Raw genomic sequence first — 17,072 nt, forward strand, 5'->3', positions numbered from 1 at the left:
GAACGCCTATTCCGGACGCCCGAATAAATAACTTTGGTAACTATATCCGGGTTTGCAGACAGAGTGTTAACCACAAGAGTCGGGTGACGCCGAATATCGAACGATCGGTCACCAATACACGGTCCGTCCTTTCCAACGAATCTGTCGAGGATGTTGAAACCGGACGGCTGGTCACCGAAAGTTGGAGCGGGACGACCGATGAACGAGACGGCACGGGGGACGGCGGTGGGAGCAGCCACCGCCGACCGCTATCCTCATTGCGTGCGCGACCGGATTCGGACTCGTGTACTGGCTCGAACTCGCCGGGGAAGAGGACGCGTTCGCGACCTACGAGGCCGGCTGCCTGGTGCCGGGCGTCGAACTCCTCGCGCCCGGGATCGCTCGCGCCGGTCGAGTCGGCGATGAGGTGGTGCGGCTTGCGTACACGCGGGCCGCCCACGAGGCGATCGGCCGAACCGACGCGACGATCGCCAGCGCCGTCGCCGCGTTGCGAGCGACGAGCATCGACCGCACCGGCAGCGTCGCCGTGCGGGCACGCGACGTGCGCGGAACGGCCGAGATCTCGACCGAACGTGCCGAACGCGACCTCGGACAGGTGCTGGTCGACCGCGGGTTCGACGTCGATCTCGACGATCCCGATCACGTCCTGCGGGCGCTGTTCGCGGCCGGTGACCGTGCCGACCACCGGGCCGTCGAGGGGGCCGACGGGGAGGTGGCCGACGTCTGTGTCCTGGGGTGGCGGACGGTCGTCGCCGATCGGGACTTCGCCCGAAAGCCCACGGATCGACCGTTCTTCCAACCCGGAAGCATGGCGCCGGTCGACGCCCGCGCGTACGTGAACATCGCACGGGCGGGACCGGGACGGACGCTGCTCGATCCGATGTGTGGAACCGGCGGGATTCCGCTTGAAGCCGGCGCCGTCGGCGCCCGCGTCGTGGCGGCGGACGCCCAGGCGAAGATGGTTCGTGGGACGCGCCGAAACCTCCGAGCGTTGTTGAACGGGACCGACTGGACCGTGCTCCGTGGTGACGCGACACGACTGCCGATCGTCGACGACGGGGTCGACTGCGTCGTCTTCGACGCCCCGTACGGCCGCCAGTCCAAGATCGAACGCCACGAGTTGGCGGACCTGGTGACCGGCGCGCTCACGGAAGCCAACCGGACGAGCGATCGCACGGTGCTCATCGCGGACCGCGACTGGCGCTCAGCGGCGATCGACGCCGGCTGGAACGTTACGGCGCGGTTCAGCCGGCGCGTTCATCGATCGTTAACACGGCACGTCCTCGTGTTGACTGATGGACCGGGAGGGGCGGAGGAGACCGTCATCGACCCACCGACGAAAGCGTCCCGATAGTGAAACGCGACGCCGCGATTCCGAACGGTTCGGGCCGGTTCTCGTGCCGTTTCACTTCCACCGACGCTCCGGGGAACGATTAAGTGTTCCGGGAAACGTGGTGTAGACGATGACCGGGGACCCGGACGGGATGCTCTCGTGGGACGAGTCCGTCTTCCGCGACGAGCACGTCTTCGAGATCGACTACGTCCCGGAGACGTTCAACCACCGCGAGAGCCAGGTCGAGAGCCTGAAGTACGCGCTCCGGCCGGCCGCCCGCGGGTCCCGCCCGTTGAACACGATGGTTCGTGGCCCGCCGGGGACCGGAAAGACGACCGCGATCCAGAATCTGTTCGGCGAGCTCGCCGCCCAAACGGACGTCCAAACCGCACACGTCAACTGCCAGGTCGACTCGACCCGGTATGCAGTCTTCTCGCGGCTCTTCGAGCGCCTGTTCGAGTACGAGCCGCCTTCCTCGGGGATCTCCTTCAAGAAGCTGTTCGGCCAGATAACCGACCGCCTGATCGACGAGGACGAGGTCCTGGTCGTGGCGCTCGACGACGTGAACTACCTGTTCTACGAGAACGAGGCCTCCGACACGCTCTACTCGATGCTGCGCGCTCACGAGACCCACTCGGGCGCGAAGATCGGCGTGATCGTGGTCTCCTCGGACCTCGGACTCGACGTGATCGACGAACTCGACGCGCGCGTCCAGTCGGTGTTCCGGCCGGAGGAGGTCTACTTCCCCGTCTACGACGTGACCGAGATCGCCGACATCCTCGGCGAGCGCGCGGCCCGCGGGTTCCACGACGGCGTCCTCGACCGGCCGGAGCTCGAACAGGTCGCGGAGCTGACCGCCGAGAACGGCGACCTGCGGGTCGGGATCGACCTCCTCCGGCGCGCGGGGCTCAACGCGGAGATGCGCGCCTCGAAGACGATCGCGGCCGAGGACGTCGACAGCGCCTACGAGAAGTCGAAGTTCGTCCACCTCTCGCGGTCGCTTCGGGGACTGTCGGCCTCCGAGCGCGCGCTCGTCGAGGTGCTCGTCGACCACGAGGGCGAGCGTGCCGGCGACGTCTACGAGGCCTTCGAGGCGGAGACCGACCTCGGGTACACCCGCTATTCGGAGATCATCAACAAGCTCGACCAGCTCGGGATCATCGACGCCGAGTACGCCGACGTCGAGGGACGTGGCCGGTCGCGGACGCTCACGCTGGCGTACGACGCCGAGGCCGTTCTCGACCGGCTGGAGTGACGTCGCTTTTCTACGCGGGGGCCGAGGGCACGCGTATGAAGACGACCGGGGGCACGGACGCACAGAAACGACGCGCCGGCGAATCGGCCGCCGAAGCGGTCTCGGACGGGGACGTCGTCGGTCTCGGAACGGGATCGACCGCAGCACACGCGATCCGGGCGATCGGTCGCGCGGTCGATGCCGGGCTGGACGTCCGTGGCATCCCGACCTCCTTCGACGCCCGAGCGTGTGCGCGCGACCACGGTATTCCGACCGTCGGACTGGACACGGTCTGTGGACCGGACGGTCCGGGCATCGATATCGCGATCGACGGCGCGGATCAAGTCGTCCTCACGGGTGAGGGTGGCGATGTTGAGGAAGTGTCCGGGACGCTCATCAAGGGTGGCGGTGCAGCACACGCCCGCGAGAAGGTCGTGGATGCGGCCGCCGACCGGCTCCTCGTCGTCGTCGATCCCTCGAAGGTGACGAACGAACTCACCGCCGACGTGCCGGTCGAGGTGCTCCCGGAGGCGCACACCACTGCCGCCGCAGCGATCCGTGACGCCGGCGGGGACCCGACGCTCCGACGCGCCGAGCGCAAGGACGGCCCGGTCGTCACCGACAACGGGAACCTCGTCCTCGACTGTTCGTTCGACGCGATCGCCGATCCGGACCGACTGGCGGGGACGCTCTCGGCGATCCCCGGCGTACTCGATCACGGCCTCTTCGTCGATATGGCGGACGAGGTCCACGTCGGGGGCGACGACGGCGTGACGGTTCACGAGACCTAACGCCATAGCGTGACGTCGACACGGTTCAACGCGACGGCGTGGCGGCGTGACGGCAACCCGATCCGACTCGACGGGGCCGCCGCTCGTGGACGTGACGGACGAAATAACGGAAAGAGGGGGACCGAGTTAGAGGTCGCGCGGCTGGACCGTCTTCCGGTCGTTGGCTTCCGCGCGTCGCGCGGCGTCGGCGAGCAGCTCGTCGACTTCCTCGTCGAGCGCCTCGTAGAAGTCGGAGGCGACGTTCTTCTCATCCAGCGCGTCCTTGACCGCTGCTTTGACAATGAGGTCTGCCATGCGATCGAGGATATCCATCGACACTTAATAAGAGTTCCTGAATTCGCCCGATACGAGGCGCGTAAGGGCCGTTCACAGGATTCAATACCCTCCGGAATACACACGGTCGCGGATCGATCGTGATCGAGGGACGATCGATCGCCACCGTGGAACCCGCAGATCCCGGTCTGCGGACCGACAACTACGAACCGTTCGGGGCCGCATCGGCGCGTATGCGTGAGGTACTCGAATCGCTCGTGTCCGGCGAGATCGGGGTGCAGGAGGCCGAATCGCGGCTGGCCGGGTACGCGACGACCGACGCCGGTCGGTTCGACGCGGCCCGCGAGACGCGCCGTGGGATCCCCGAGGCGATCCTCGCCGAGGGAAAGACGCCGGCGGAGACGGCCGAACTCGCGCGGACCGCGGTCGAGACCGCGGGACGGGCAGTCGTGACCCGGATCGAACCGGGTGTCGCCGAGTCGGTCGCCGAAACGGTGATCGCCGCGGTCCCCGACGCCGAGATCGAGCACGATGACCGGACGCGAACGTTCGTCGCCCGCGCGCCGGAGTTCGATCGGCCCACGTTGGACGCTCGGGTGAGCGTGGTCACGGGCGGCACGAGCGACGCCCCGGTGGCCGGCGAGGCCGCGGTCATCGCCCGCGAGATCGGCGCCGAGGTCGAGGTGATCGAGGACGTCGGCGTCGCCAGCCTCGTCCGGATCGTCGACCAGATCGACCGGGTTCGTGGCGCCGCCGCCGTGATCGTCGCCGCCGGCCGAGAGGGTGCGCTCCCGACCGTGGTCGCCGGCCTCGTCGACGCGCCCGTGATCGCGTTGCCGGTCTCGACGGGCTACGGCGTCGGCGGCGACGGCGAGGCGGCACTCCACGGCGCACTCCAGTCGTGTACCGTCGTGAGTGCGGTGAACGTCGACGCCGGATTCGTCGCCGGCGCCCAGGCCGGTCTCATCGCCCGCGGCGTCGGGGCTGCACGCGAACGAAACGGTGAGGAAACCGGGACCGAAGCCGGTGACGAGAACGAACCATCCGACCGATGAGCGACCGGGGCGACAACCGATCGACCGACGAGGGTCCCGATCCATCGACCGACGAGGGTCCCGATCCATCGGCCGACGGCGCTGGTGGCCACCACGTATACGTGCTCGAGTGTGCGGATGGAACCCTCTATACCGGCTACACGACGGACGTCGACCGACGTGTCGCCGAGCACGATTCCGGCAAGGGTGCCAAATACACTCGCGGTCGGACGCCGGTCGAACTCCGGTACGTCGAGTCGTTCGACACGCGGTCGGCGGCGATGTCCCGCGAGTACGCGATCAAGCAGCTGTCACGCGCCGAGAAGGACCGACTGCTCGACGGCGGCGGGAGAACCGACCGTGGGTGAACAGGGACCGCGGAACGATCGAACCCGATCGATTAACCACCTGCCGCCCGGAAAAGGGGTATGCCCACGCTCTGGCTCGTCGATCGGGAGTTCGACTCGAAGGGACTCGTCAGGCTCACCTACGCGACGACCGACGGTGATCGGACGTACACGAAGGAACTGGCCGAACAGCGGCTGTACGCGAGCGGCGGCGTGACGGCGGCGACCGAGGTCGAGGCGGACGCGCTCGAGGCGGCCGACCCGGCCGACGAGGACCGGTTCGCCGCCGAGGCACGGCGGATGGCCGCGGACCACGACCCCGACGAGACGATCTGAGCACGGACGACGAACGGTGGGAGACGGTCTGAGCACGGACGACGAACGACGAGACGAACGGCAAGACGAACGGCAAGAGACGAACAGCGATCGAATTCCAGTCCACAGACGGAACGGTCCACTCCGAGCGTTTAAACCGAATCGGGAGCCAAGAAGGGGACAATGGAACCGACTTCGCTCTCCGGACTCCCGTCGGGAGTCGGAGAGGCGCTGGAAGCCGAGGGCGTCGCGGATCTGTATCCCCCGCAGGCCGAGGCGGTCGAGGCGGGACTGCTCGAGGGGGAGAACCTCGTGGCGGCGGTGCCGACGGCCTCCGGAAAGACGCTCATCGCCGAGCTCGCGATGTTGTCGGCGATCGAACGCGGCGGGACCGCCCTCTACATCGTCCCGCTTCGAGCGCTTGCCTCGGAGAAGCGTGCCGAGTTCGAACGGTTCGAGGAGTTCGGCGTCACGGTCGGCGTCTCGACCGGCAACTACGACTCCGACGGCGAGTGGCTGGCCACCCGCGACGTCATCGTGGCGACCAGCGAGAAGGTCGATTCGCTGATCCGCAACGGGGCACCGTGGATCGACGACCTCTCCTGTGTCGTCAGCGACGAGGTCCACCTGGTCAACGACCGCTCCAGGGGGCCGACCCTCGAGGTGACGCTGGCGAAGCTGCGCCGGATCAACGAGGGGCTCCAGACGGTCGCGCTCTCGGCGACGGTCGGGAACGCGCGGGAGATCGCCGACTGGCTCGACGCCGCCCTGGTCGACTCCGACTGGCGGCCGATCGACCTCCGGATCGGGGTGCACGCGAACGGGACGATCGACTTCGACGACGGCAGCCGGACGGAGGTTCCGGTTGGTGATCCGCCGACTGACGACCAGACGGCGGCGCTCGTCGACGACGCGCTTGGGACGGTGGAGGACGGACAGGGTGGCTCCTCGCTCGTCTTCGTCAACTCCCGCCGCAACGCCGAATCGGCGGCCGGCGATCTCGCCGCCGTGACCCGACGGCACCTCGAGGAATCAGAACGAGCGGAGCTCGACGCGCTCGCCGAGGAGATCCGGTCCGGATCGGAGACGGACACCGGCGAGACGCTTGCCGATGCGGTCGAGTCGGGCGCCGCGTTTCATCACGCCGGCCTCACGTCGGCCCACCGCGAACTCGTCGAGGACGCGTTCCGCGACCGGCTGATCAAGTGTATCTGTGCGACGCCGACGCTTGCCGCCGGGGTCAACACGCCCGCCAGGCGGGTGATCGTTCGCGACTGGCGGCGGTACGACGGGGACTTCGGCGGGATGAAGCCGCTCGACGTCCTGGAGGTTCACCAGATGTGCGGCCGGGCCGGCCGACCGGGACTCGATCCGTACGGCGAGGCCGTATTGCTCGCGAACAGCGCCGAGCGATCGGAGGAACTCTTCGACCGATACGTCTGGGCCGACGCGGAGCCGGTCCGGTCGAAGCTGGCGGCCGAGCCCGCGCTTCGAACGCACGTTCTCGCGACGGTCGCCACGGGGTTCGCGTCGACGCGCGACGGGCTCTTCGAGTTCCTGACCAACACCCTGTACGCCGAGCAGGCCGACGACGACCATCACCTCCGCAGCGTCACCGACGGCGTGGTCGAGTACCTCGTCGCGAACGACTTCCTCGAGCGCGATCGCGACGGCGACCGTGACGCGATCGCCGCGACGTCGATCGGCCACACCGTCTCGCGTCTCTACCTCGACCCGATGAGCGCGGCCGAGCTGATCGACGGGCTGCGTGCGGCAGGACGGAGGGACGGAGTCACGGATGCGGAAGGCACGGGCGACGAGCGGGCGGACCGAAAATACGCCCCGAGTGGTGAAACGGACGAGGCAGCCGAGGGGTTCGTGACCTACGGCCGCGTCGACGGGGACGACGGCCGTGAGGAGGCCGACTCCGAAGCGGCCGACGGCCGAGCCGAGCTCACGCCGCTTGGACTCTACCACCTCGTGAGCAGAACGCCCGATATGTACGAGCTGTACCTCAAGTCCGGCGACGAGAAGCGGTACACCCAGACGTACCACGATCGCGAGGACGAGTTGCTCGGACCTGCGCCCAGCGAGTACGAGGAGGTCCGGTTCGAGGACTGGCTCGCCTCCCTGAAGACCGCCCGGCTCCTCGAGGACTGGGCAACCGAGGTCGATGAGGAACGGATCGCCGAACGGTACCAGGTGGGTCCGGGCGACGTTCGCGGGAAGGTCGACACCGCCGAGTGGCTGTTGCGCGCCGCCGAAACGCTGGGGCGGGAGATCGGCCTTCCGGACGAGGCGGTCGCCGCGGTTCGAGACGCTCGAAAGCGCGTCGAGTACGGGGTTCGCGAGGAACTGCTGGATCTCGCCGGCGTCCGCGAGGTCGGGCGCAAGCGTGCGCGTCGGCTGTACGAAGCCGGGATCGAGTCCCGAAGCGACCTCAGGGAGGCCGAGAAGGCGACGGTGCTCGGTGCGCTCCGGGGTCGTGAGCGAACCGCCGAGACGATCCTCGAAAACGCCGGCCGAGAGGACCCATCGATGGACGACGTCCGTCCCGATGCGTCGGCCGCCGCGGCGGCGACGGCGGGAACCGCCGGCAATGACGGTGAGGGCGGGAACGGGCAATCGAACCTCGGTGATTTCCGATGACCGACGACCGATCGACCAACGGAACGACGGGCGACACGGCGTACCCGACGCCACATCTCCTCGCCGGCGATCTCGCGATCGACGACCTGGACGCGTTCCTCGGGACCGTCCGGACGATCCGCGAGGAGACGAACACCGTGATACAAGTCGTGGACGCACGCTACGTCGTCTCACGAACCCATCTCGACCGAGCGGTCGCACGTGCCGAACGGGCGATCGACCGGGACGCGGCGGTCGCAAGCGATCCGGCGGTCGAAGTCCTCCTGTATGCGGCCGGTCGGCGCCAGATCGACGAGGCGCTCGGGATGGGCGTCGCGGAGGGATCGATGCCCGCGATCGCGATCGTCTACGACTCGTCGTCACCGACACCCGGAGACGAGGACGACCGCCAGAACGAGACGGCACGGAGGGGCACGCCACCCCGAGAGACGACTCCGGAGGCGGTTTCGGCCGCCCTCGACCGGCTCGAAGAGCGGTTCGACGACGCCACGAGACATCCACCTGGGGAGCGAACCGCCGTCGAGTCGTGGCTCGAAGACGTGACCGATCCGGGCCGCGTCCGGTCGTTTCACGACGTCACGGAGACCGAACTCGCCGCAACGTCGGGTACGCTCAGGGACCTGATCGAGGAACGAGTGGCGCTGCTCGACGTCGAGAAGTGACGTGTTTCGAGCCCGGCGGGTCGCGTCGAACGGCGGGGATCTGACCGCGGGACGGGTGCGGATGGACACCGACGTCGAGCCGACCGGCTTATGGATCGACGTCGCCGGAAGAAGTAGTCCATCCTGGATTCGAACCAGGGTCGTTGCCCCCAGAAGGCAACAGGATTGGCCACTACCCCAATGGACTGTGTCGGCACCAATTGCTATCCCGTCGATGGTTATGAGTGTTGCGAACCGAGCCGGTCGGTCGTCGCCGACCGGATCGACAGGACCGGCCGGACCGGTGCGGACGGAACCGACATCGACATACCGATGCGGTCACCAGCGACGGGTATGTACATCGGACGATTCGTCGTCGTTGCCCCGGGGATCGGCGCCTACCGCGTCTCCTCGCGATCATTTCCCAACCGCCAGGTCGTCGATCGGGATGGAACACTCACCGTCTCGCCGACCCCGGATGCGCCGCCGACGGAGAACCCGTACATCTCCTACAACTGTGTTCGAGCAGTCGAAACGCCGAGCGGAAAGCGACTCGCCGCGGTCGGGAACGGGTCACACGTCGATCCGATCGCCGAGAAGCTCGAGATCGGATATCCGGAACGGGATGCACTCGCAGAGCCGCTGCTCGCGCTCGACTACGAGAAGGACGACTACGACACCCCACGGATCGCGGCCGTGATCGGTCCGGACGCCGCGACGATCGGCACCGTCCGCCGCGATGCGCTGCTCGTCGAGACGGTCAGCGAGCCCACGATCGTCGCCACCTACGAGATCGACTCGCCGGACGCACACTCCCTCGAGGCAACCACGGCGAGCGAGGCGGCAACCGAAGTGCTCACGGCGTCGTTCGAACACCCGGTCTGTGCGGCCGGCGTGACGGTCGACGACGGCGGCGTCGACGTCGCCTTGGATAACGGAGCAGCCGATACCACTGACGCTTAACCGGCCCGAACGGTCCGGTCGGCACCGGATCGATCCGGTCGTACAGTCGAACGCCTCGTCCGATCGAACACCTCGTGCAGCTATTGGTCGAACTCGTCTTGAACGATCTCGAGTGCCTGCTCGCGGTCGTCCCACGCCACGAAGAGGGCGACCGAGGTGGCGCTCGTGATCAGGTCGACGATGTTGATCCCGGCAGCCGCCAGCGGCCCGACGATCTCCTGAATGATCCCGGGCTGATTGGGTAGCTCGCCACCAGTCAGCCGGATGACGGCGATCGGGTCGTGAACGGTGACCGACGAGAGCGTGTCGTCCGCGACGACCCGCTCGTGAAGCACCGCCTCCGCGTCCTCGGAGCGCTCCCGATCGATGTAGAAGGTGACCGAGTCCATCCCTGACGCGACGGCGTCGACGTTGATCTCCTCGTTCCGGAGGGCGTCGGAGAGTTCGGCGAGGATCCCCGGACGGTTGCGGATCGCCCGACCCGCGACCGTGACGCAGGCGAGCGGCTGTTCTTGCATATCGATCAGGTTCTCGAATTCGCCCTCGATCCGCGTGCCGCCCTCGAGGAGATCGCCGTGTTGGTAGTGAACGACCCGAACGGCGAGATCCTCGTTCTTGTAGGAGAGCGCGCTCGGCGCGACCACTTCGGCGCCGCGGAACGAGAGATTCCGTAGCTCGTCGACCGAGATCCGCCCGACGTTTCGGGCGCCCTCGACGACGCGGGGATCGCCGGTCATTACGCCCTCGACGTCGGTGACGATGACGACCTCGTCGGCGTCCATATAGTTACCGAGCATCACGGCAGTGGTGTCCGACCCGCCGCGGCCAAGCGTCGTGACGTTTCCGAGGTGGTCCTGGGCCAGGAAGCCCGTGATGACGGGCACGACGCCGTCGAGTTCGGCCGCGAGCTGTTGGGCCCGTTCGCGGGTGGCCTCGACGTCGAGTTCGCCGACATCGTTGGTGATCACCGGCCACTGGTCGCTGCCGGGCTCGAGGAAGATGGCGTCGACGCCGCGGGCGGCGAGAGCGGCCTTCAGCATCCTGACGCTCGTCCGCTCGCCCATCGAGACGATCTCAGCACGGTCGGCCTCGTCGGCCTCGAAGGAGATCTCGTCGAGGAGCTCGTCGGTCGTCGACCCCATCGCGCTGGCGACGACCGCGATCTCGTGGCCCTTCTCGACCGCCGTCGCGATCGAGTCCGCCGCGCGGTTGATCCGGTCGCCGCTACCGAGGCTCGTGCCGCCGAACTTCGCGACTACTCGCATCCCGATCCCCCAGCATAGGCCGCGTGATGGTCAGTCATAGGCGGCCGTAACGGAGGGTCCTGCATAACTGTGTCTGTCTCGGTCGGCCGGAGACGGTCGATCGGCAACCGGATTCGGAACGCGATCCCGGCAGTCGTGCCGTCCCGCCGACCGCCGAGTTGAAACCCGCGAGAGACCAAGGACGGATCGATGGAGACCGGGGAGGTTCGAACGCGCGCCACCGACCTCCCGCGAGAGCCGGGAGTCTACCAGTTCCAAGCCGGGGAGACGACGCTGTACGTGGGCAAAGCCGTCGATCTCCGGAGCCGGGTTCGATCGTACACGGACCCACGGTCGGCACGGATCCGCGGAATGGTCGATCGGGCAGAGACGATCGACTTCGCGGTCACCGACACCGAGACGCAGGCGCTCCTGCTCGAGGCGAACCTGATAAAGCGTCACCAGCCACGGTACAACGTCCGACTAACTGACGACAAGTCCTACCCCCTCGTCCAGCTCACCGACCACGAGGTTCCCCGGATCACCGTCACGCGGGACCCGGAGGAGGGAGCGATCGCGTACGGACCCTTCACGGACAAGGGACGCGTCGAGACCGTCCTCAAGGCGCTCCGGGAGGTCTACGGGGTGCGCGGGTGCTCGGATCACAAGTACGAGGGTCGAGATCGGCCGTGTCTCGACTACGAGATGGGCCTCTGCTCGGCGCCGTGTACAGGCGAGATCGGCGTCGAGTCCTACCTCGAGGACGTCGCGTCGGTCCGGCGATTCTTCGAGGGGGAGACCGGCGTCCTCGCCGACCCGCTCGAACGGGAGATGGAGGCGGCCGCCCAGGATGCCGCCTTCGAGCGGGCGGCGAACCTCCGCGACGAGCTCGAGGCGGTCCGCGCGTTCCACGGCGACGGCGAATCGGCCGTCTCGTCACGCTCCGCGGACGGAACGACCGACGTACTTGCGGCAGCCATCGAGGGAGACATCGCACGAGTCGCGCGGCTGCACAGCGAGAACGGTCAACTCGTCGATCGAAGCCGCCACCGGCTCGATCGACCGTCGATCGAGACGGGCAACGGGAACGGCGGAGAGGGTGCAGCCGAGGCGAGTGACGGGTTCGGATCGACGCCTGCGACCGTCCTCTCAGCGTTTCTCACCCAGTACTACGCCGAACGCGACCTCCCGGACGTCGTACTCCTCGCCGAGCAGCCGACGGACGAGGACGTCGTGGCGTGGCTCGAGACACAGGGCGTCTCGGTGCGCGTGCCGAGCGCCGGTCGCGAGGCGCGGCTCGTGGAACTGGCGTTGAAGAACGCCCGGCGACGGAGTGGTCGGGATGACGAACTGGCGGCGCTCGGCGACCGGCTCGGGATCGATCGTCCAGATCGGATCGAGGGGTTCGACGTGAGCCACGCCGGCGGTCGCGACGTCGTCGGGTCGAACGTCTGCTTCGTCGACGGGTCGGCCGACACGGCAGCCTACCGCCGCAAGAAGCTCCCGGAACGGAACGACGACTACGAGAGTATGCGGGAACTGATCCGGTGGCGCGCGACCCGCGCCGTGGAGGGTCACGACGACCGGCCGGATCCGGACCTGCTGCTCGTCGACGGCGGCGAGGGGCAGCTCGGCGCCGCGATGGACGCCCTGTCGGCGGTCGGCTGGGACGTGCCGGTGGTCGGCCTGGCGAAGGCGGACGAGATCGTGATCACGCCGGATGGACCCCAGGACTGGCCGTCCGACGCGGCCGAACTGCACCTGCTCCAGCGAGTCCGTGACGAGGCACACCGATTCGCCGTGCAGTACCACCAGTCGCTCCGGGACGAGGTGTCGACAGTGCTTGACGAGGTTCCGGGCGTCGGACCCGAGACTCGCCGACGGCTTCTCAGACGGTTCGGGTCGGTCGAGAACGTCCGATCGGCGTCGATCGCGGACCTAACCGACGTCGACGGCGTCGGGGAAACGACCGCCGAGACGATCCGGAACCGGTTGTGAGGTTCGCGGGTGATCGAATCAGCGGAAGCGTGGATCCGATCAGGCGTCGCCGGGGGTGTGGCGAGCGGGCAGCGCTGGGGGTGTGGCGAGCAGGCGGCGCTGGAGGAGACACGGAACGACGCGCCGCGCACCCGCGACCCGTTCCGCGACGATGGTCAGGTGATGGGCCGGCTGCGTCGGTATCGCTTATAAACATCCGTGCGGCACGACGTGAGACGACCGACGCCCGGGTGACCCGTCGTAGGGTCGATGACGGGCGGCTTTTAGGTCGGGACGACCCAGGAGGGGTATGAGCGAACTCGACGAGTTTCTGGCCGGCGAGCGACTCGAGGACGTCGTGTTGTTCGTGAGCAACGACTTCCTCGACGACGACTCCCGGCTCCGGTCGATCGGAACCGAACGGGAACACGGCGTTCTCCTCGTTGTCGACGGGGAACGCGGCCGATCGGCGTTTCAGGCCGGCACCGGAATGGACGCGATGGGCTTTGCGAAGCAGGCGATGGGGACCGACGGGACGATCGCCAGGACGCTCGACGCGGCGACCTGTCCAGCTGCGGACGACGAGTCGGCGGATGAGGCCGGCGAGGAACACGCGATCAGCTTCATCTTCGCGTTCGCCGAGGCCGAAAACGAGGAGGTCGGTGGACTCTACGCCGAGGGCGACGTGGTGCACGCGTACGCACAGTGTGCCTGCGGCGAGAGTTTCTCGCACAAGTGGGTCGTCGGCGATCGAGAGTAGCAGTCCGCGGCGGTCGAAGCGGCGGTCGGAACGGTGGTCCGCGGCGATCGGGATACCGCCCGCTGACGGGGTTACTCCGCGTCGGCGTCGACGCTCGCCGCTTCCGCTTCGGTTTCGTCCTCAACTGCAGCCGCATCAGCGACCGCCTCGAAGGCGCCGAGGATGACCTTGCGCGCGGCCTGTCCCTCGGTCGTCCAGTGGTGGGCGTAATCGAGCATATCGTCGTAGATGTCGGGTTTGCAGCCGGCGGCCTTGGGGTGGCCACCGCCGTTGACGCGGCCGGCGACCTCGTGGGCACGCTCGAAGCCGTCCGATCCGCGGATCGAGGCGGAGCCGGCGGGCTTGACGATCACGGCCGCGTCGGCGCCGTCCTCGCGGAGCGCCTCGGCGACCTCGTTCTGTGAACAGCGGCCGTAGGTGACTGCGACCGACCAGTCGCCGATCGCGTGGGTGGTGGCCCGGTCGACGGCGGCGTCGATCCGGTCGCGTTTCTCCACGCGTCGGTGCTCGAGGAATCGGTCGACCGTCTCGGGGAGGTTCGCACCGTAGGCGCCGACGACGGTGGTGTACTCCTCCGCACCGGTCCAGTAGGCGTAGTCGGCCAGGTCGTCGGAACGGGGATCTTCCTTGATCCAAAGGTCGTGATCGCGGGTGACCGCGGCCAGCTCGGTCCAGCGGTCGTCGAACTCGTGGGGCAGCGAGCGGAGTGCGACGTCGGCGGTGCACTCCTCCTCGGAGTCGCCGACGACGAGATCGACGCCGGCAGATCGGACGGCGGCGGCGGTTTCGTCGTCCCACTGGTGGTGGTCGAACCACCGGATCGAGGAAGCGTGGTCGACGAGCTCCGTGAGAGGGTCGGCGATCCACTCGAAGTCGTCGGGACAGAGGTCACAGACGAACAGGTCGATCCCGGGATCGGCGTACTCGAGGACGCGTTCGAGCGAGTCGTCGATCGAGTAGGGCCCGGCCGCGAGGAGTGCGACCGTCGATCGTTCGTGGGGTTCCAGAGCGTCAGCAGTCGATTCGTCGGCGTCCCCGGTTGCGTCGGCATCAAGATCGTCGGCGTCCCCGGTTGCGTCGGCATCAAGATCGTCGGCGTCAAGATCGTCGGCGCCCGGATCGTCCCCGGCTGCGTCGCCGTCCGGATCGTCAGCGATGCGGTCGGCGATCTCGGCCTCGAAGTCGGCGACGTCGAGGGCGGCGCCGTACTGTTCGCGCACCATCGCGGCACAGGCGAGTCCGTCGGCGTCCCCGTCTGCGATCACGACCGCCTCGACGTCGGTAAGCGTCTCCTCGGCCCGGCGTTCGGCGCGGTCCTCGTCGAGCGAGTCGGGGTAGAAAAAGCCCGCACCCGGGAGCCGGGTGCGCCGGGACAGCGGGATCGAATCGTCGTCGATGAGTTCCTCGTCCATACGCGAGCGACGGGCGGGACGTGGAAAACTCCGCGGTTCCGTGGACGCCGGCCCGGTCGCTCGGCGATCGGAGCCGCCTCACTCCCCGGAGAGCTGGCGGACCGTGAGGACGGGAACGGGGCAGGTTCGGACGACACGCTCGGCGACCGACCCGATGAGGAACCGGTTCTCGCCGTGGCGACCGCGAGTGCCGGTCGCGACGGCGTCGGCGTCGACATCGCGGGCGTACGCCGAGATCTCGGCCGCCGGGCGACCCTCCCGAACGGCGGTCTCGACCGGGACGGTGGCGTCGTGTTCGACCGCCTCGATCGCCTCCCGGCCGCGGGAGTCGAGCGCGTCACGGAGGTCGTCACGGACCTCATCCGGGGAGGATTCGACCTCGCCGCTGTCGATCACGTACAGCGCGTGAACCGTCGCGTCGAAGCGGTCTGCCAGGTCGAGCGCGACGTCGACGGCGCGACGCACGCTGTCGGAGCCGTCGGTGGCGATCACGATGGTGTCGAACATACGCGACGGTTCAGCCGCCCCGTGCTTAAAAGGGCCGCTCGAGGAGCGGTCGGGACAGGGGGGTTTTTGAGGGGCGAGACGAACCGGTAGAACATGGCGACCCTCGACATCGACCTGGTGTTGGCCCCCGTAGACGGTAGCGACGAGTCACAGCAGGCGGTCGAGCACGCGATCGCGATCGCCGAGGAGTACGATGCGACCGTTCACGCGGTGTACGTCCTCGGGGAGGACGTCGCACGGGGGATCGAAACCGGCGCGGTCGACGAATCGGTCGTCGCGACCGACACGGAGTCGTTCACCCAGACCGTCTTCGATCGGGCCGACGAACGGGACGTCTCGGTGACGACCTCCATCGCGTACGGCTTCTCGACGAAGGTGAAAACGACCCATCCGGGCAGCGTCATCCTCGACACCGCCGAGGAGGTCGACGCCGACTTCCTCGTCGTGCCGCGGGAGCCGGTCTCGGGGGATCCGGGCGAGGTACTCGAGAAAGCGGCCGAATACGTGTTGTTGTACGCGAGTCAACCGGTACTCTCGGTGTGACCCCGATCGGCGGTCCAATTTCGATCAACGGTCCGACCCCGATCAGCCGTCCGTCTCCGGCGGGTTGAGACGGAGCGACATCCCGAGTTCGAAGCTCTCGGCGTCGGCGGTCTCGAAGCCGATCTTCTCGTACAGCGAGACCGCCGCGTGGTTCCAGCGCTCGACGGTGAGCCAGACGACCTCAACGTCGGCTGCCTGTCCGTAGCCGAGCAGGGCCTCGATGAGCCGGGTTCCGATGCCGGCCTCCTGGTACTCCTGGAGGACGAATATCGCGAGCTCGAAGCTCTCGGCGTCGTCGTGGGCCGGGACGAGCGTCGCGTGACCCGCGACGTCGTCACCGTGCCACGCGAGGACGTTGTAACAGTCCCCTTCGAGGATCGTCGAGAGCCATCGCCGGATCTCCTCGGCGCCTCCTGGCGGAATCCCCTGTGCGCGGTCGGCCGGGTCGAACGCCTCGTACATCGTCGCGAGCGCGTCGTGTTCCTGCTCGCTTCCGTCGTAGGCACGGACCTCGATCTCGCGGTCGTTGCGGTCGGTGAACGTGATCGGCGGGGACGGGAAGTCGTCCGCGACCGTCTCGGGGAAGCGATCGGGCGTCATCGGACGAGCGTAACGGTCGTCTTGGCGTTCAACAGGACGAACTCGGCGATGCTGCCCAGCGTGATCTTTCCCATCGGGCTCGTCTGACCGCCGCCCAGCACGATCCGGTCGAAGCCTTCGTGTTCGGCGATATCGACGAGTCGACTGCCCGGATCGCCCTCGACGAGGCGAACCTCGACGTCGATGTCGGCGTCGATGTCGACGAGCGAGGCCTCGACGTGCTCGGCGACCTCAGCAGGCGTGCGGTCGGAGTCGGGGTTCTCGAGCACCGCAACCACGAGTTCGTCGCCGGCAGCGACGGCGCGGTCGACCGTCCGTTCGAGCGCGCGAAGTGAATCGTCGCTGCCGCCGATCCCGAGCAGGACCTTCATACTCCGCAGTCGACGCCCCACGTAAAAAACGTTGTTCGTCGGAACATCCGTCAGCATCGACGGCTGATGGTTACGGGG

General features: G+C 67.9%; 18 protein-coding genes and 1 tRNA gene. 12 read left to right on the plus strand and 7 right to left on the minus strand.

The features are described 5' to 3' along the window. The first annotated feature begins 283 nt into the window (after nt 1-283). The 3 genes from OQF70_RS00585 to rpiA all read left to right on the plus strand — a co-directional run bounded on the left by OQF70_RS00585 (nt 284) and on the right by rpiA (nt 3,358). Nucleotides 284-1,354, plus strand: coding sequence for a methyltransferase domain-containing protein (locus tag OQF70_RS00585; protein ID WP_280535293.1), 1,071 nt, complete (start codon nt 284-286; stop codon nt 1,352-1,354). 109 nt (nt 1,355-1,463) lie between these two features. Then, a complete protein-coding gene (locus tag OQF70_RS00590; protein ID WP_280535294.1) occupies nt 1,464-2,588 on the plus strand; it encodes an ORC1-type DNA replication protein in 1,125 nt (374 codons plus the stop codon). A 35-nt stretch (nt 2,589-2,623) separates the two neighbouring features. Next, nucleotides 2,624-3,358 carry a ribose-5-phosphate isomerase RpiA gene (rpiA, locus tag OQF70_RS00595; RefSeq protein WP_280535295.1) on the plus strand — a complete coding sequence of 245 codons (735 nt, stop codon included), beginning with the start codon at nt 2,624-2,626 and terminating at the stop codon, nt 3,356-3,358. 126 nt (nt 3,359-3,484) lie between these two features. Here the strand turns inward: rpiA and OQF70_RS00600 are convergent, their stop codons facing one another. Continuing rightward, nucleotides 3,485-3,652 (minus strand): DUF1931 family protein, encoded by a 168-nt coding sequence (locus OQF70_RS00600; protein ID WP_021075019.1) that lies wholly within the window; start codon nt 3,650-3,652, stop codon nt 3,485-3,487. Between the two features lie 212 nt (nt 3,653-3,864). On the opposite strand from OQF70_RS00600, the gene larB reads away from it, so the two are divergent. From larB to cgi121, 5 genes are all read left to right on the plus strand, one after another. Then, on the plus strand, nt 3,865-4,686 hold the full coding sequence (gene larB, locus OQF70_RS00605; protein WP_280535296.1) for a nickel pincer cofactor biosynthesis protein LarB: 822 nt from the start codon (nt 3,865-3,867) through the stop codon (nt 4,684-4,686). Nucleotides 4,687-4,787: 101 nt separating this feature from the next. Then, nucleotides 4,788-5,033 carry a GIY-YIG nuclease family protein gene (locus OQF70_RS00610; RefSeq protein WP_280535492.1) on the plus strand — a complete coding sequence of 82 codons (246 nt, stop codon included), beginning with the start codon at nt 4,788-4,790 and terminating at the stop codon, nt 5,031-5,033. A gap of 60 nt (nt 5,034-5,093) precedes the next feature. Then, nucleotides 5,094-5,348, plus strand: a complete 255-nt coding sequence (locus OQF70_RS00615) for a hypothetical protein (RefSeq protein ID WP_280535297.1) — start codon at nt 5,094-5,096, stop codon at nt 5,346-5,348. Nucleotides 5,349-5,510: 162 nt separating this feature from the next. Beyond that, complete coding sequence (locus OQF70_RS00620) at nt 5,511-7,976, plus strand: ATP-dependent DNA helicase (RefSeq protein ID WP_280535298.1); 2,466 nt, start codon at nt 5,511-5,513, stop codon at nt 7,974-7,976. Further along, a complete protein-coding gene (gene cgi121 / locus OQF70_RS00625) occupies nt 7,973-8,638 on the plus strand; it encodes a KEOPS complex subunit Cgi121 (protein ID WP_280535299.1) in 666 nt (221 codons plus the stop codon). Before OQF70_RS00620 ends, cgi121 begins: the two co-directional genes overlap by 4 nt. 114 nt (nt 8,639-8,752) lie before the next feature. Here the strand turns inward: cgi121 and OQF70_RS00630 are convergent. Further along, nucleotides 8,753-8,825 (minus strand) — tRNA-Gln (locus OQF70_RS00630). A gap of 146 nt (nt 8,826-8,971) precedes the next feature. Between OQF70_RS00630 and OQF70_RS00635 the strand changes: the two genes are divergently transcribed. After that, complete coding sequence (locus OQF70_RS00635; RefSeq protein ID WP_280535300.1) at nt 8,972-9,580, plus strand: IMP cyclohydrolase; 609 nt, start codon at nt 8,972-8,974, stop codon at nt 9,578-9,580. Between the two features lie 80 nt (nt 9,581-9,660). On the opposite strand, the gene OQF70_RS00640 is transcribed toward OQF70_RS00635, so the two are convergent. Further along, nucleotides 9,661-10,845 (minus strand): aspartate kinase, encoded by a 1,185-nt coding sequence (locus tag OQF70_RS00640; protein ID WP_280535301.1) that lies wholly within the window; start codon nt 10,843-10,845, stop codon nt 9,661-9,663. Between the two features lie 189 nt (nt 10,846-11,034). Here OQF70_RS00640 and OQF70_RS00645 point away from each other — a divergent pair, with 189 nt between their 5' ends. Both OQF70_RS00645 and OQF70_RS00650 read left to right on the plus strand, forming a co-directional pair. Continuing rightward, nucleotides 11,035-12,822: an excinuclease ABC subunit C gene (locus OQF70_RS00645; protein WP_280535302.1), complete on the plus strand. Its 1,788-nt coding sequence runs from the start codon at nt 11,035-11,037 to the stop codon at nt 12,820-12,822. Between the two features lie 289 nt (nt 12,823-13,111). After that, nucleotides 13,112-13,561, plus strand: a complete 450-nt coding sequence (locus OQF70_RS00650) for a DUF5807 family protein (protein ID WP_280535303.1) — start codon at nt 13,112-13,114, stop codon at nt 13,559-13,561. 71 nt (nt 13,562-13,632) lie between these two features. Here the strand turns inward: OQF70_RS00650 and OQF70_RS00655 are convergent, their stop codons facing one another. Together OQF70_RS00655 and OQF70_RS00660 are read right to left on the minus strand one after the other, a co-directional pair. After that, nucleotides 13,633-14,973 carry a phosphohydrolase gene (locus OQF70_RS00655; RefSeq protein ID WP_280535304.1) on the minus strand — a complete coding sequence of 447 codons (1,341 nt, stop codon included), beginning with the start codon at nt 14,971-14,973 and terminating at the stop codon, nt 13,633-13,635. 78 nt (nt 14,974-15,051) lie between these two features. Continuing rightward, the gene (locus tag OQF70_RS00660; RefSeq protein WP_280535305.1) at nt 15,052-15,480 is read right to left on the minus strand and encodes a universal stress protein; all 429 of its coding nucleotides are present in this window, start codon (nt 15,478-15,480) and stop codon (nt 15,052-15,054) included. Nucleotides 15,481-15,573: 93 nt separating this feature from the next. Here OQF70_RS00660 and OQF70_RS00665 point away from each other — a divergent pair, with 93 nt between their 5' ends. Next, nucleotides 15,574-16,023, plus strand: a complete 450-nt coding sequence (locus OQF70_RS00665; RefSeq protein ID WP_280535306.1) for a universal stress protein — start codon at nt 15,574-15,576, stop codon at nt 16,021-16,023. A gap of 42 nt (nt 16,024-16,065) precedes the next feature. On the opposite strand, the gene OQF70_RS00670 is transcribed toward OQF70_RS00665, so the two are convergent. Then, on the minus strand, nt 16,066-16,623 hold the full coding sequence (locus OQF70_RS00670) for a GNAT family N-acetyltransferase (protein WP_280535307.1): 558 nt from the start codon (nt 16,621-16,623) through the stop codon (nt 16,066-16,068). Continuing rightward, a complete protein-coding gene (locus OQF70_RS00675) occupies nt 16,620-16,994 on the minus strand; it encodes a universal stress protein (protein WP_280535308.1) in 375 nt (124 codons plus the stop codon). The genes OQF70_RS00670 and OQF70_RS00675 overlap by 4 nt, the downstream gene beginning before the upstream one ends. Between the last annotated feature and the right edge of the window lie 78 nt (nt 16,995-17,072).

This window comes from Halopenitus sp. POP-27 (assembly GCF_029889855.1).
In the GTDB taxonomy this organism is placed as follows: Archaea; Halobacteriota; Halobacteria; order Halobacteriales; family Haloferacaceae; genus Halopenitus; species Halopenitus malekzadehii.